Genomic DNA, 13,386 nt, shown 5'->3' with positions numbered 1-13,386 from the left:
ATGCGATTATGTGACATTCGTGTTGCGAAAACATGACGGCGTGAAGTGTTCCCGGTGTCCGTGTGCGCCGCAGCATCGACGTAAAAGCCGTCGCCGCCGAAAACCATCCTCCGGCGGGATGATAGAATCCCGCGCATTGCACCCCCGCCGTCGCCCCGAACCCAAAACCATGATGCAAGAGCTGATCGCCGCGATCGATCTCGGTTCCAACAGTTTCCGGCTGCAGGTCGGCAGGATCGTGAACGACCAGATCTATCCGCTCGACGGGCTGAAGGAGGCGGTGCGCCTGGCAGCGGGCTTGTCCCCCGCCAAGGTGTTGGATGTTGCATCGCAGCAGCGCGGCCTCGCGGCGCTGCTGCGTTTTAACGAGCGCCTGCGCGGGTTCGACAACGATTCCGTGCGTGCCGTGGCGACGAACACCCTGCGGGTCGCAAAGAATGCGCCCGAGTTCCTGGTACAGGCCGAGGCCGCGCTCGGCGTTCCGATCGAAGTCATTGCCGGGCGCGAGGAGGCACGACTCATCTACGTCGGCGTCGCGCACACCTTGCCGGATCCGCACCGCCAACAGCTGGTGGTCGACATCGGCGGCGGTTCGACCGAATTCATTATTGGCAAGAGCTTCGAACCCATCCTCCTCGAATCGCTGTACATGGGTTGCGTCAGCTACAGCCTCCAGCACTTTCCCGACGGGCGGGTCGACAAGCGCGCCCTCAAGGATGCCGAGATGGCAGCCAGCCGGGAACTGCAGACGATTGCGCACGCCTACCGCGAGGCCGGCTGGGAAGTGGCGGTGGGCTCCAGCGGCTCGGCCAAGGCGCTGATCGAGATCCTGGAGCAGAACGGCCTGTCGGAGGGCGGCATCACCCGCGAGGGTCTGGAGCGCCTCAAGGCCGTGCTGTTGCGTGCCGGGAGTCTCGACCGCCTCCAGCTCGCCGGGCTCAGGGCGGACCGCCTGCCCGTTCTTCTGGGCGGATTTGCGATCATGTCCGCCGTATTCAAGGAATTCGGCATCGAGCGCATGGTGTTTTCGGAGGGTGCGTTGCGGCTGGGCGTGCTGTACGACCTCCTGGGGCGGTACCATCACCACGACCTGCGCGATGCGACCGTATCGGCATTCGTCGCGCGTTACAGTGTCGATCGCCGGCAGGCCGACGAAGTCGCGAACACCGCGGCGCACCTGTTCGCGGGCCTCGTTCCCGAAAGTGCGAACAACAGCGGCAACGGCAACGGCCAGCATCCCGACCTGCGCTTCCTGCGCTGGGCCGCCATGCTGCACGAGATCGGCATTTCCGTCGCCCACTCCAGCTACCACAAGCACAGCGCCTACATTCTCGCGAACGCCGACATGCCGGGTTTCTCGCGCATGGACCAGGGGCGGCTCGCGCGCCTCGTGCTCGCTCATCGCGGCAAGCTCGAGCGGGTCGCGGCACTCGATCCGGACAGCCCCGACTGGCAGCTGATCCTGTGCTTGCGGCTGGCCGCCGTCCTGCATCGCGCGCGCGACGGCCGCGGCGTCCCCCCGGTCGAGATCCGGTGCGATGGCCGCGGTTTTGTCGTGACCGCCCGCGAAGGCTGGCTCAAGCAATTGCCGCTTACGGCGGCTGCGATCGACGAAGAACAGCGGCAATGGTTCTCGGTCGGCCGCAGCCTCGTCCTGCACATGCATCCCGGTCGTACGCTCGCGGCCTGAGGACGCGATGCGCAGCCCCGGCATCGTCGCCGATCCGGCAATGCGGGTGGTGCGGCTACAGGGAGACTGGACCCTGCGGGCCCTCGCGCCGCACCTCGACGCCTTCCGCGCGGAACTGGCGGCCAGACGCGACGAAGTCACGTGGTCGCTGCAGGACATCTCGCGGCTCGATAGCTTCGGGGCGGCGCTGCTGTGGCATGCGTGGGGAAAGCGCTGGCCGGCGTCTGTCGAGATCGGCGACGAACTGCGCGCGATCATCGCGCGAATCGCCGAAAACGCGCATGCAAGCCTGCCGCGGCGGCCGGGATTCAGCGCGCTCGGCGCGATCATCGCGCTCGGCAGCGCCCTGCTGGCATTCGGGGGGCATGCGCTCGGCTTCATCCGTCTGTTCGGACAGCTCTTCCTCGATCTCGCCTATCTGACGCGCCACCCGCGCGAGTGGCCACTGCGCGAGATCTCGGCCAACGTCTACAAAGTCGGCCTGAAGGCGATGCCGGTCGCGGCGCTGGTGGGCTTCCTCATCGGCGTCGTGCTGTCCTACCTGTCGGCCCTTCAGCTGCGCGCCTTCGGGGCGGATCTCTACATCGTCAACATCCTTGGGCTGGGCATCATCCGCGAGTTGGGGCCGGTGCTCGTATCGGTGCTGGTCGCCGGGCGCTCCGGGTCGGCCATGACGGCGCAACTGGGCGTGATGCGGGTGACAGAGGAAATCGACGCGCTGTCGGCGATGGGCATCTCGCGCACGATCCGGCTCGTGCTGCCGAAGGTGATCGCGCTGACCCTGGCCATGCCGCTGCTGGTGTTGTGGACGTCGGGGGTCGCGCTCCTCGGCGGCATGCTGTCGGCGTGGCTCCAGCTCGATCTCGGCATGACTTTCTTCATCGAGCGCCTGCCGCAGGTGGTGCCGCTCGCCAACCTCTTCATCGGCTTCGGCAAGGGCGCCGCGTTCGGGCTGATGATCGCGCTCGTTGCCTGCCATTTCGGGCTGCGCACCAGTCCGAACACGGAGAGCCTGTCGGCGAATACGACCGCCTCGGTCGTCTCCTCGATCACCGTCGTGATCCTTGTCGATGCCTTGTTCGCGATCGCCACGCGCTCGATCGGGGTGCCGCGGTGAACGCCAGACCGGTGATCGAACTGCGCGGCATCGTCACGCGTTTCGGTACGAAGGTGGTGCACGAGGGCGTCGATCTCACCGTGGCGCGGGGCGAGGTCGTCGCGCTGGTGGGCGGCTCGGGCAGCGGCAAAACGACGCTCCTGCGCCACATCATCGGCCTCACGCGTCCGGCCGCGGGGGAAGTGTCGGTCTTCGGCGCTCCGCTGTTTTCCGGCAGTATCAAGGAACAACGCACGCGCCGCCGCCGCTTCGGCGTCCTGTTCCAGCACGGCGCGCTCTTCTCGGCGCTGAATGTCGCCGAGAATATCGGCTTCCCGCTGCGGGAACTGCGCCTCGCGACTCACGCCGAAATCGCCAACCTGGTCGCACTCAAGCTCGCCATGGTCGAACTCGAGCCCTCGACAGCCCTGCTGATGCCGGCGGAACTCTCCGGCGGCATGGTGAAGCGGGTTGCCCTGGCGCGTGCCCTCGCGCTGGAGCCCGAACTGCTGCTGCTCGACGAACCCACGGCGGGGCTCGACCCGGATCGCAGCCTGGCGTTCGTGGAACTCGTCCGCAGCCTGCAGCGGCAACTGGGATTGACCGTGGTGCTCGTGAGTCATGATGTCGACACGCTCGCCGCGCTGGCGACGAAAATCGCCATACTTTCCGATCGACGGATCGTCAGCTGTGCCGCGCTCGAGGAAACGATGGAACTGGACCACCCCTTTGTCGAGAGTTTCTTCCGCAAGCCATTGGGGCTGCGGTCGATCGCCCGGACCGGAAGCGCGCGCTGATGGAGAATCGTTCGCACGCCCTCGCGGCCGGACTCTTTGCCATCGTCCTCGGGACCGCGCTGATCGCGTCCCTGTGGTGGTTCTCGGACGACAGCGATTCCCAGCGCACTTACATCCTGGAATCTTCGGGCAATGTCACCGGCCTCAACCTCGAGGCCAGGGTGCGCTACCGGGGCATCCCGGCGGGAAAAGTGTCCGATATCACGATCGACCCCGACGACCCGCGCAAGATCCTGGTCGTGATCCGGTTGCGGAACGACATCCCGCTGACGCGGGGAACCCGGGCCACGCTCGCCTACCAGGGGGTTACGGGACTGGCTTACGTTCAGCTCAATGATCGCGGCGAGGATCCGGCGCCGCTGGTCGGCGAGGGCGAGGAGCCGCCAAGGCTGAAGCTCGATCCGGGGACCATGGAACGCCTCACCGATACGGCCCTCGATGCCGCGCGTCAGCTCAAGCACGTGGCGGACAAGCTCGGCGAGCTGGCCACCGACGAGAACATCCGGCGGATCGGCAGCACGCTGCAGCGGCTGGAGTCGGTGGCGGCAGGCGCCGACCGGACCTTTGCCGACGCGCCGAGGACGCTGGCGTCCATCCGGGCGGCGCTGAACCGCGAAAACCTCGCCCGGCTTTCGAACACCGTGCAGAACCTCGAACGCGCGAGTGCCGATGCCGGGCCGGCCATCGGCGAACTCAAGGCCCTGATGGCGAGGCTGCAGGGACTGGCCGAGCGTGTCGATGCCGCCACGGGGGCGACCGGCGAACGGCTCACCGACGAGACCCTGCCGCAACTCGAAGCGCTACTCAAGGAACTGAAGGGAACGTCGCAGCGCATCGGGCTCCTTGCTGCGGAAGTCGATGCCTCCCCGCAAATGCTGCTCCTCGGACGCCCGCCTGCACCGCCTGGTCCGGGCGAACCGGGGTTCGAGGAAACAGCGCATCCGGCAAAATGAATCTTCACGAGAGCCACATGAAACTTCGCGCCTGGAGGCGGGCAGCAGGAGCCGTTTTCATCCTCGGACTCGGCCTTTCCCTGTATGGATGCGGTAATTTTCCGGCGCGGCCGGAAGCCCCCGCCTTGTACGATCTCGGGCTGGCCGAAGCGGTTGGGGCGAGTCCGGCGGTTGCGCCGGCGAAGCTGGAAGTTCGTGCGCCGTCCTGGCTCGCGACCCCGGCGATGCAGTATCGACTGGACTATCGCCAGCCGGCCCAGCGCCAGGTTTATGCCGAAAGCCGCTGGGCGGCGGCGCCTGCGGAGCTGCTGGAGCGGCGCCTGCTGCAGGCTTTTTCCGTGCCACCGTCAGCCGCAGCCGGATGCCGCCTGCGCCTGGATCTCGACGAGTTTGCGCAGGTGTTCGACTCGGCAGAAGGGAGCAGGGCCGTCATCGTCGCACGCGCCGAGCTCCTGTCGCCGCGCGGGGAGAATGTGCTGGCGCGGCGGGCGTTCGACCTGCGCGAGCCCGCGTCCACGCGGGACGCGAGGGGCGGCGTCGTTGCCTTCCGCAAGGCGGGCGATGAGCTGGCGCGGGAAATTGCGGCCTGGCTCGCCAGCGTCGATTCGGGCGCGGCCGAGGTGCGCTCGGGCTGCCGTCGCTAGGCCGTCGGGCTGCTTGCCGAAATCCGCTCGCCGCGCGGATGGGGCAAAATCGGATTTCCAGCACTTACAGAACGATCCCGGGAGACAAGACCATGAGCGCATTGCCTCGGCAGTCAGACAACGCACCGCTCCTGCTGCGCCGCGACGAAGGGGGCGTGGCCTGGCTCACCCTCAACCGTCCCGGACAGTTCAACTCCCTCTCGCGCGCGATGCTCGAAGCACTGATCGCCGAGGTCGACACGATCGCCCGCGACGGCAGCGTGCGCGTCCTGGTGCTGGCAGGCGAGGGCAAGGCCTTCTGCGCCGGGCACGATCTGAAGGAAATGCGCGGCAACCACACCCTGCAGTTCCAGCAGGACCTCTTCCGCCTCTGCGGCAAGTTCATGGTCAAGCTCACCGAGCTGCCGCAGCCCGTCATCGCCCGTGTCCACGGCATCGCGACTGCGGCCGGCTGCCAGCTGGTGTCGATGTGCGACCTCGCCGTCGCCGCGGACGTGGCGCGTTTTGCGGTTTCCGGCATCAATGTCGGCCTCTTCTGCGCGACCCCGAGCGTGGGACTGTCGCGCAACATGGGACGCAAGGAAGCGTTCGAGATGCTCGTCACCGGCGATTTCATCGACGCCGCGGAAGCGCAGCGCCGCGGGCTCGTGAATCGGGTCGTGCCGCTCGATGCGCTCGACGCCGAAATCGCGAAGCTCGCCGCCGCCATCTGCGCCAAGTCGCCACTCGCGATCCGCATGGGCAAGCAGATGTTCTACCGCCAGCTCGAGATGGGCATGGAGGCCGCGTACCAGATGGCCGCGGAGACGATGGCGTGCAACATGATGAGCGAGGACGCCGCCGAGGGCATCGACGCCTTCATCGCCAAGCGCAAGCCGGAGTGGCGCGGCCGCTGAGCGCATCGGGGCGGGGCCGGCGAGCCCTGCCTGACAAGCCGGTGCCCGGACGATGCTCGTCGATACGCACATCCACCTGGATGCCGCCGAGTTCGGTGGCGACCGCGCCGCGGTCCTGGCGGCCGCGCGTGCGGCGGGTGTTGGCGGCTTCGTCGTGCCGGCCGTCGACGCGGCCGGTTTCGACCGGGTGGCCGCGCTGTCGGCTGCCAACCTGGACATCGCCCATGCCTTCGGGATCCATCCGCTGTACGTCGACCATGCCGAACTGGACGATCTCGGCATCCTCGAAGAGCGCCTCGCAAACGGGCGTGCGATTGCCGTGGGGGAGATCGGCCTCGACTTTTTCGTGCACGATCTGGACCGAGCCCGGCAGGAGCTGTTCTTCGTCGCGCAACTGAAGCTTGCCCGCCGATTCGGGCTGCCCGTGATCCTGCACGTCCGCCGCGCCGTGGACGACATCCTCAAGCACTTGCGCCGCATCGAAGTTCCGGGCGGCATCGCGCATGCCTTCAATGGCAGCCGTCAGCAGGCCGACGTCTTCGCCGCGCTGGGGTTCAAGCTGGGGTTCGGCGGGGCGATGACGTTCGACGGCTCCCGCCGCATCCGCTCGCTCGCGGCCACCCTGCCGCTGGAGTCGATCGTGCTTGAAACGGACGCGCCGGACATTCCACCGGCCTGGGCGCAGGGCGGGCGCAACGAGCCGGCGAACATCGCGCGCTTTGCGCAAGTCCTGGCCGACCTCCGTGCCGTGCCTTATCCGGAGATCGTCGCCGCGACCAGCCGGAACGCCCGCGCGATCTTTCCCGCGCTGCCGCCGGGATGACCGGCGCGTCGCGCGACCCGTCTCAGGAGGCTGCCGTTGCCGCTTTCAGCTTCATGCTGGCCGACTGCGCGATGAGATCTGCGATATCCCGCTTCAGGCGCGCGACGTCGCTGTCGAACTTGTCGTAGATCATCAGCGAGATCCCGAACACGTAAGCGTAGAGCAGCATGCAGCGGCTCGACGCTTCCTCCATCGGCACGCCGCAGGCGAGGAAGAGATCGCGTGCGCAGCGCAGGCGGATGTCGTCCACTTCGGCGACGATCGCCGCAGCATCCGGGTCGCGCCGCGCCCAGTCGCGCACCGCGAGTTCGATCAGCGCACCGCGCCGGCTGCGGCTGGTGCTGTAGACGTCGATGACGTGATATATCTGCTCCAGCTCGCGGCCCGGCTGGGCGCGCGTCTGCTTGACGATGTCGCGGATGCGCCCGTCCTTCCACACCTGGAGGACGGCGAGCAGCAGGTCGCGGCGATCCTGAAAATGCCAATAGAAACTGCCCTTGGTGACTTTCAGGCGTTTTGCGAGCACTTCGACCCGCAGCCCGGCGATCCCTTCCTCGGCGAGGACCTCCGTGGCGGCACTCACCCAGGCATTGCGATCGAGCTGGACGCGCGGTTTTGAGAGCTTGTTTTCCATACGACCTAGTATTGACTAAAGGATGACCATACGGTACCGTATGCAATCCATACTTATGCGTATGGAACGATTTTTTTGGTCGGCGGTCAAGTGTCCATCGTATCAGCGTGTTTTTCGCGGTGCGGCGGTGCGATAATTCCCTTTCCACAATTCGACCGACCCAAACACGCAAAGGAGCGCGGCATTGAAGATCCTGGTACCCGTCAAACGCGTAGTCGATTACAACGTCAAGGTGCGAGTGAAGGCAGACGGCACGGGCGTTGATATTGCGAACGTGAAGATGTCGATGAACCCCTTCGACGAGATTGCAGTGGAAGAGGCCGTGCGCCTGAAGGAAGCGGGCGTGGCGAGCGAAGTCGTTGCGGTGAGCTGCGGTGTCGCAGCCTGCCAGGAGACGATCCGCGCCGCGATGGCGATTGGCGCCGACCGCGGCATCCTCGTCGAGTCGGACGCGGACCTGCAGCCGCTCGCCGTCGCCAAGCTCCTCAAGGCGCTGTGCGACAAGGAACAGCCGACCGTCGTGATCTGCGGCAAGCAGGCGATCGACGACGATTCGAACCAGACCGGCCAGATGCTGGCGGCGCTGATGGGCTGGCCGCAGGCCACCTTCGCGTCGAAGGTCCAGCTGGGTGCCGGCGTCGCGACCGTCACGCGCGAGATCGACGGCGGCCTCGAGACCGTCGAGATGAAGCTGCCCGCGGTCGTGACCACCGACCTGCGCCTCAACGAGCCGCGCTACGCGACGCTCCCGAACATCATGAAGGCGAAGAAGAAGCCGCTCGACACCGTGAAGCCCGCGGACCTCGGCGTCGATGTCGCGCCGCGCCTGGCGACGCTGAAAGTCGCCGAGCCGCCCAAGCGCAGCGCCGGCGTGCGCGTCGCGGACGTTGCGCAACTCGTCGACAAGCTCAAGAACGAAGCGAAGGTGATCTGAACATGGCGATCCTGGTTATTGCAGAACACGACAACGCGAGCCTGAAGGCCGCCACCCTCAACACCGTCTCGGCCGCCGCCAAGCTCGGTGGTGAGATCCACGTGCTGGTCGCCGGCGCCAACTGCGGCGCAGCCGCCGCGGAAGCCGCGAAGGTCGCGGGTGTCGCCAAGGTGCGCGTGGCCGATGCCGCCCACTACGAGTCGCAGACCGCCGAGAACGTCGCCGCGCTGGTCGTCGCAAACGCCGCGGGCTACACGCACATCCTCGCTCCCAGCACCGCCATCGGCAAGAACGTCGCCCCGCGCGTCGCTGCGCTGCTGGACGTTGCGCAGATCTCCGACATCGTCGCGGTGGAATCGGCCGATACCTTCGTGCGCCCGATCTACGCCGGCAACGCGATGGCGACCGTGAAGTCGGCCGACGCCGTGAAGGTGATGACCGTGCGCACGACCGCCTTCGAGGCGGCCGGGCAGGGCGGGTCGGCTGCGGTCGAAGCCGTGGCCGCCGCTGCGGACCTGGGCCTGACCAGCGTCAAGGGTCGCGAGCTCACCAAGAGCGCGCGTCCGGAACTCGGTGCCGCGAAGATCATCGTCTCGGGCGGCCGCGGTCTGGGCAACAGCGAGAACTACCACAAGCTCCTCGAGCCGCTCGCCGATGCCCTCGGTGCGGCGCTGGGCGCGTCGCGCGCCGCGGTCGATGCGGGCTACGTGCCGAACGACTACCAGGTCGGCCAGACCGGCAAGATCGTCGCGCCGCAGCTCTACATCGCGGTCGGCATCTCGGGCGCGATCCAGCACCTGGCCGGCATGAAGGACTCCAAGGTGATCGTCGCGATCAACAAGGATCCCGAAGCGCCGATCTTCCAGGTGGCGGATTACGGCCTGGTCGGTGACCTCTTCGAGGTCGTGCCGGAGTTGGCCAAAGCGGTCGGTTGAATGCCGTAAAAACTATAAAAAGCTGTACGGAAAACTGCGCCCACCCGGGCGCAGTTTCACAATATGAACAGGTATCGGGAGAAGAACACATGAGCCATTACACTGCGCCGATCCGGGACATGCAGTTCGTCATGCGCGAACTGGCGGGACTGGACGAAGTCGCGAAGCTGCCCGGATGCGAGGAAGTTTCTCCGGATCTGGTCGACGCGATCCTCGACGAGGCGAACAAGTTCGCGAGCGAGGTCCTCGCTCCGCTGAACCGGACGGGCGATCAGGAAGGCGCCAAATGGGACAACGGCAAGGTCACGACTGCTCCGGGCTGGAAGGATGCCTACACGCAGTTCGCCGAAGCCGGCTGGACCGCGGTCGCCTGCGAACCCGAGTTCGGCGGTCAGGGTCTGCCGAAGCTGGTCGCGACTGCCGTGATGGAAATGTGGAAGTCGGCCAACATGGCCTTCTCCCTGTGCCCGATGCTGACGAACGGGGCGATCGAGGCGATCACGCTGAGCGGCACCGACGAACAGAAGGCGGCCTACCTGCCCAAGATGGTGAGCGGTGAATGGACCGGCACCATGAACCTGACCGAGCCGCAGGCCGGTTCCGATCTGGCCGCCGTGCGCACGCGTGCCGAACCGCAGGGCGACGGCACGTACAGGATTTTCGGCCAGAAGATCTTCATCACCTACGGCGAGCACGACATGACGGACAACATCGTCCACCTCGTGCTGGCGCGCCTGCCGGATGCACCGGAAGGCGTGAAGGGCATCTCGCTCTTCGTCGTGCCCAAGTTCCTGCTGAATGCCGACGGTACCCCGGGGGCGCGCAACGACGTCCACTGCGTGTCGATCGAGCACAAGCTCGGCATCCACGCGAGCCCGACCTGCGTGCTCGCGTTCGGTGACCACGGTGGCGCGATCGGCACCCTCGTGGGCGAGGAAAACCGCGGCCTCGAGTACATGTTCATCATGATGAACGAGGCCCGCTTCGCTGTCGGCATGGAAGGCGTGGCGCTGGCCGAGCGTGCCTACCAGCACGCGCTGGCCTACGCGAAGGACCGCATCCAGGGCACCGAGATGGGGGTGCGGGGCGGCCCGAAGGTCTCGATCATCCGTCACCCGGACGTGCGCCGCATGCTGATGTCGATGAAGTTGCAGACCGAGGCGATGCGTGCGCTGGCCTACGTCGTGGCGGCCGCGAACGACGCTGCCCACCGCTCCGCGGATGCCGCGGTACGCGCCGAGAATCAGGCGTTCGTCGACCTCATGATTCCGGTGGTCAAGGGCTGGTCGACCGAGAACTCGATCGATGTCGCCTCCACCGGCGTGCAGGTGCATGGCGGCATGGGCTTCATCGAGGAAACCGGCGCTGCCCAGCATCTGCGCGACGCACGCATCACGACGATCTACGAGGGCACGACGGCGATCCAGGCCAACGACCTGATCGGGCGCAAGATCGCCCGCGAGGGCGGTGTCACGGTCAAGGCACTGGCCGCCGAGATGCGCGGCCTCCTGGCGCAGCTGGCGGAGCAGCAGGGCGACGCCTTCGTGGCGATCGGCAAGTCCCTCGAGTCCGGCATCGCCGCGCTCGAATCCGCGGTCGAGTACATCGTTGCGACCTACGGCAAGGACATCAAGGCGGCTTCCGTCGGCTCGGTGCCCTTCCTGAAGCTGCTGGGCATCGTCTCGGGCGGCTGGCTCATGGCACGCGCGGCGCTGGTGTCGGCCAGGCGGCTCGCCGAGGGTTCCGATGACGATTTCTACAAGGCGAAGCTCGTCACGGCGCGCTTCTATGCCGACCACGTCCTGTCGCAGGCTTCGGGGCTGTCCTACGCAGTCGTGAACGGTGCCGCCGGCGCGCTGGAGTTGGACGAAGCGCAGTTCTGACCACCGCGACGGGGCGGCTTGCTGCCCCGTCTCGCCGGCGATCCGAAAAGAAAAAGAAAAAGAAAAAGGGCCGCCCCGATCCGGGGCGGCCCTTTTCGTTTTGCGCGGTCCGAAGCGCTTACTTGACGTTCGCCTTCGCGCGCAGGTCTGCGATGTGCTTCTCGATCTTCTGCTGCTGCAGGCGCTGCTCGAGTTGCGGCTTCACTTCGGCGAAGTCCGGCGCCTTCAGGTCGCGCACGTCGTCGAGCTGGATGACGTGGTAGCCGAAATCGCTCTTGACCGGCGTCTCGCTGAATTTGCCCTTCTCGAGCTTCACCATCGCTTCGGAGAACGGCTTCACGAACATGCCCGGATTGCTCCAGCCGAGGTCGCCGCCATTGTCCTTCGAGCCCGGATCCTTGGACTGCTTGGCGAGCACGTCGAACTTCTCGCCGGCCTTCAGCTTGGCGATGATCGCCTTGGCTTCGTCCTCGGTTTCGACCAGCACGTGACGGGGCTTGTATTCCTTCGAGCCCATCTTGCTCTTGACGCTGTCGTATTCCTTCTTGAGATCCGCCTCGCTGATCGGGTTCGCCTTCACGAAGTCCTGGATATAGGCGCGCAGCAGCACGGCCTGGCGGGCGAGATCCATTTGAGCCTGGACCTCGCTCTTCTTGTCGAGGCCCTTCTTGGTGGCTTCCTGGGCGAGAACTTCGCGGCGGATCAGCTCCTCGCGGACTGCGTCACGCAACTGCTGGCTGTCGGGCGCACCCTGGGCTCGCTGCTCGTTGAACATGACCTCGGCACGCGCAGCCGGGATCGCGGTGCCGTTCACGGTGGCGGTCGGCGCGGCACCAGCGGCATAAGCCGCCTGGCCGATCAGGCCGGCCATGAGACAAAGGGCAAGACGGCTGGGAAAACGGATCATCAAGGTTCCTTCCTGGTGGGTTGAGTTTTGGCCTCTTCGGCCGTCAGGGCGAGAATGGCGAGAGCATGAATGCGGGTCCGCATCAGCTCGCCCAGTGCGCCATATACGAGTCGGTGGCGTGCCACCGTATTTTTGCCGATAAATGCGTCCGACACCATCGTCATGCGATAGTGCCCGCCGCTCTTCGCGCCGGCATGACCGGCATGCAGGGCGCTGTCGTCCGCGATCTCGAGCGAAAGCGGATTGAGCCCCGCGAGGCGCTCCCTGATTTCGTCGATCACCGTCACGGCAGGACCTTCTTGTACGGACGCGCGCTCGTGCGGGCGAACACGCCCTTGATGACATAAGGGTCGGCCGCGAGCCAGGCTTCCGCGTCTGCCAGGGATGCGAATTCGGCGACGACGAGGCTGCCGAAGAAGCCGGCCGGGCCTGGGTCGGGCGAATCGATCGCGGGCATCGGCCCCGCCATGAGCAGTCGTCCCTCGTCACGCAGCGCTTCGAGGCGTGCGAGGTGCGCAGGGCGGACGGCCATGCGCACCTCGAGTTTGCCGGGGGCGTCTTCGCCCATCAGCACGTATAGCATCAGCTGGTTTCCTCCTGGATGTGTTTGGAGAGGTAGAGGCCCTGGGCCAGCGCGAACAGCAGCATCAGGCCCATGCCGCCGAAGAGCTTGAAGTTGACCCAGGCTTCCTCGGAAAAGTTGTAGGCCACGTACAGATTGAGCACGCCCATGCCCAGGAAGAATGCGGTCCACGCGTGGTTGAGGCGTCCCCACACGGGCTCGGGGAGCCGGACCTGGGCTTCGAGCATCCTGCGGATCAGGTTGCGGCGGAAGAGCAGTTCCGAGCCGGCGAGGGTGGTGCCGAATAGCCAGTACAGCGCGGTCGGCTTCCACTTGATGAAAGTGGGGTTGTGGAAGAAGAGGGTCGCGCCTCCGAATACGGCGATGATTCCGAGGCTGATCCACAGCATCGTGTCGACCTTGCGGTGCCGCAGCCAGACCCAGGCGATCTGGCCGGCTGTGGCAACGATTGCGACCGCGGTGGCGATGAGGATGGGGGCTTGGGTGGCTTCGATTCCGCCGCCGAGAACCCGGGTAGCAAGTTCATGGGCCACGGCAGGGTCGTGGCCGGCGAATTTGTAGGCGACGAAGAAAAGGAAGACGGGAAGCAGGTCGAAAAGAATCTTCATGCG

Annotated in this window: 15 protein-coding genes; 10 read left to right on the top strand and 5 right to left on the bottom strand. The window is 66.3% G+C overall.

Annotated features, from left to right (window positions below; genetic code table 11):
- The first annotated feature begins 169 nt into the window (after nucleotides 1–169).
- The 7 genes from ppx (at nucleotide 170) to CDA09_RS12770 (ending at nucleotide 6,899) form a co-directional block, all read left to right on the top strand.
- Nucleotides 170–1,690: an exopolyphosphatase gene (ppx, locus tag CDA09_RS12800; RefSeq protein ID WP_121429057.1), complete on the top strand. Its 1,521-nt coding sequence runs from the start codon at nucleotides 170–172 to the stop codon at nucleotides 1,688–1,690.
- 7 nt (nucleotides 1,691–1,697) lie between these two features.
- Nucleotides 1,698–2,807 carry an ABC transporter permease gene (locus tag CDA09_RS12795; protein WP_121429056.1) on the top strand — a complete coding sequence of 370 codons (1,110 nt, stop codon included), beginning with the start codon at nucleotides 1,698–1,700 and terminating at the stop codon, nucleotides 2,805–2,807.
- Nucleotides 2,804–3,583 (top strand): ABC transporter ATP-binding protein, encoded by a 780-nt coding sequence (locus CDA09_RS12790; protein WP_121429055.1) that lies wholly within the window; start codon nucleotides 2,804–2,806, stop codon nucleotides 3,581–3,583. The genes CDA09_RS12795 and CDA09_RS12790 overlap by 4 nt, the downstream gene beginning before the upstream one ends.
- Complete coding sequence (locus tag CDA09_RS12785) at nucleotides 3,583–4,536, top strand: MlaD family protein (RefSeq protein ID WP_121429054.1); 954 nt, start codon at nucleotides 3,583–3,585, stop codon at nucleotides 4,534–4,536. The genes CDA09_RS12790 and CDA09_RS12785 overlap by 1 nt, the downstream gene beginning before the upstream one ends.
- Before the next feature lie 17 nt (nucleotides 4,537–4,553).
- Nucleotides 4,554–5,180 carry an ABC-type transport auxiliary lipoprotein family protein gene (locus CDA09_RS12780; protein WP_164844413.1) on the top strand — a complete coding sequence of 209 codons (627 nt, stop codon included), beginning with the start codon at nucleotides 4,554–4,556 and terminating at the stop codon, nucleotides 5,178–5,180.
- Nucleotides 5,181–5,272: 92 nt separating this feature from the next.
- The gene (locus tag CDA09_RS12775) at nucleotides 5,273–6,076 is read left to right on the top strand and encodes an enoyl-CoA hydratase (protein WP_121429052.1); all 804 of its coding nucleotides are present in this window, start codon (nucleotides 5,273–5,275) and stop codon (nucleotides 6,074–6,076) included.
- Nucleotides 6,077–6,128: 52 nt separating this feature from the next.
- Nucleotides 6,129–6,899: a TatD family hydrolase gene (locus CDA09_RS12770; protein WP_121429051.1), complete on the top strand. Its 771-nt coding sequence runs from the start codon at nucleotides 6,129–6,131 to the stop codon at nucleotides 6,897–6,899.
- A 22-nt stretch (nucleotides 6,900–6,921) separates the two neighbouring features.
- On the opposite strand, the gene CDA09_RS12765 is transcribed toward CDA09_RS12770, so the two are convergent.
- Nucleotides 6,922–7,533 (bottom strand): TetR/AcrR family transcriptional regulator, encoded by a 612-nt coding sequence (locus CDA09_RS12765; RefSeq protein WP_121429050.1) that lies wholly within the window; start codon nucleotides 7,531–7,533, stop codon nucleotides 6,922–6,924.
- Nucleotides 7,534–7,717: 184 nt separating this feature from the next.
- Between CDA09_RS12765 and CDA09_RS12760 the strand changes: the two genes are divergently transcribed.
- The 3 genes from CDA09_RS12760 to CDA09_RS12750 all read left to right on the top strand — a co-directional run bounded on the left by CDA09_RS12760 (nucleotide 7,718) and on the right by CDA09_RS12750 (nucleotide 11,285).
- Nucleotides 7,718–8,467 (top strand): electron transfer flavoprotein subunit beta/FixA family protein, encoded by a 750-nt coding sequence (locus CDA09_RS12760; protein ID WP_121429049.1) that lies wholly within the window; start codon nucleotides 7,718–7,720, stop codon nucleotides 8,465–8,467.
- 2 nt (nucleotides 8,468–8,469) lie between these two features.
- Complete coding sequence (locus tag CDA09_RS12755; protein ID WP_121429048.1) at nucleotides 8,470–9,402, top strand: electron transfer flavoprotein subunit alpha/FixB family protein; 933 nt, start codon at nucleotides 8,470–8,472, stop codon at nucleotides 9,400–9,402.
- A gap of 89 nt (nucleotides 9,403–9,491) precedes the next feature.
- Nucleotides 9,492–11,285, top strand: a complete 1,794-nt coding sequence (locus tag CDA09_RS12750; RefSeq protein ID WP_121429047.1) for an acyl-CoA dehydrogenase — start codon at nucleotides 9,492–9,494, stop codon at nucleotides 11,283–11,285.
- Nucleotides 11,286–11,403: 118 nt separating this feature from the next.
- Here the strand turns inward: CDA09_RS12750 and CDA09_RS12745 are convergent, their stop codons facing one another.
- The 4 genes from CDA09_RS12745 to CDA09_RS12730 are packed head-to-tail and all read right to left on the bottom strand — an operon-like array spanning nucleotide 11,404 to nucleotide 13,383.
- Nucleotides 11,404–12,192: a peptidylprolyl isomerase gene (locus CDA09_RS12745; protein WP_121429046.1), complete on the bottom strand. Its 789-nt coding sequence runs from the start codon at nucleotides 12,190–12,192 to the stop codon at nucleotides 11,404–11,406.
- Entirely contained in the window at nucleotides 12,192–12,479 is a 288-nt protein-coding gene (locus tag CDA09_RS12740; RefSeq protein WP_121429045.1) for a BolA family protein, read from the bottom strand. Before CDA09_RS12740 ends, CDA09_RS12745 begins: the two co-directional genes overlap by 1 nt.
- Complete coding sequence (locus CDA09_RS12735; RefSeq protein WP_121429044.1) at nucleotides 12,476–12,775, bottom strand: YciI family protein; 300 nt, start codon at nucleotides 12,773–12,775, stop codon at nucleotides 12,476–12,478. The genes CDA09_RS12740 and CDA09_RS12735 overlap by 4 nt, the downstream gene beginning before the upstream one ends.
- The gene (locus tag CDA09_RS12730; RefSeq protein WP_121429043.1) at nucleotides 12,775–13,383 is read right to left on the bottom strand and encodes a septation protein A; all 609 of its coding nucleotides are present in this window, start codon (nucleotides 13,381–13,383) and stop codon (nucleotides 12,775–12,777) included. The genes CDA09_RS12735 and CDA09_RS12730 overlap by 1 nt, the downstream gene beginning before the upstream one ends.
- Nucleotides 13,384–13,386 lie beyond the last annotated feature (3 nt).

This window comes from Azoarcus sp. DN11 (assembly GCF_003628555.1).
GTDB lineage: Bacteria > Pseudomonadota > Gammaproteobacteria > Burkholderiales > Rhodocyclaceae > Aromatoleum.
The sequence above is the reverse complement of the archived record's forward strand: the minus strand, read 5'-3'. Positions and strand labels throughout refer to the sequence as shown.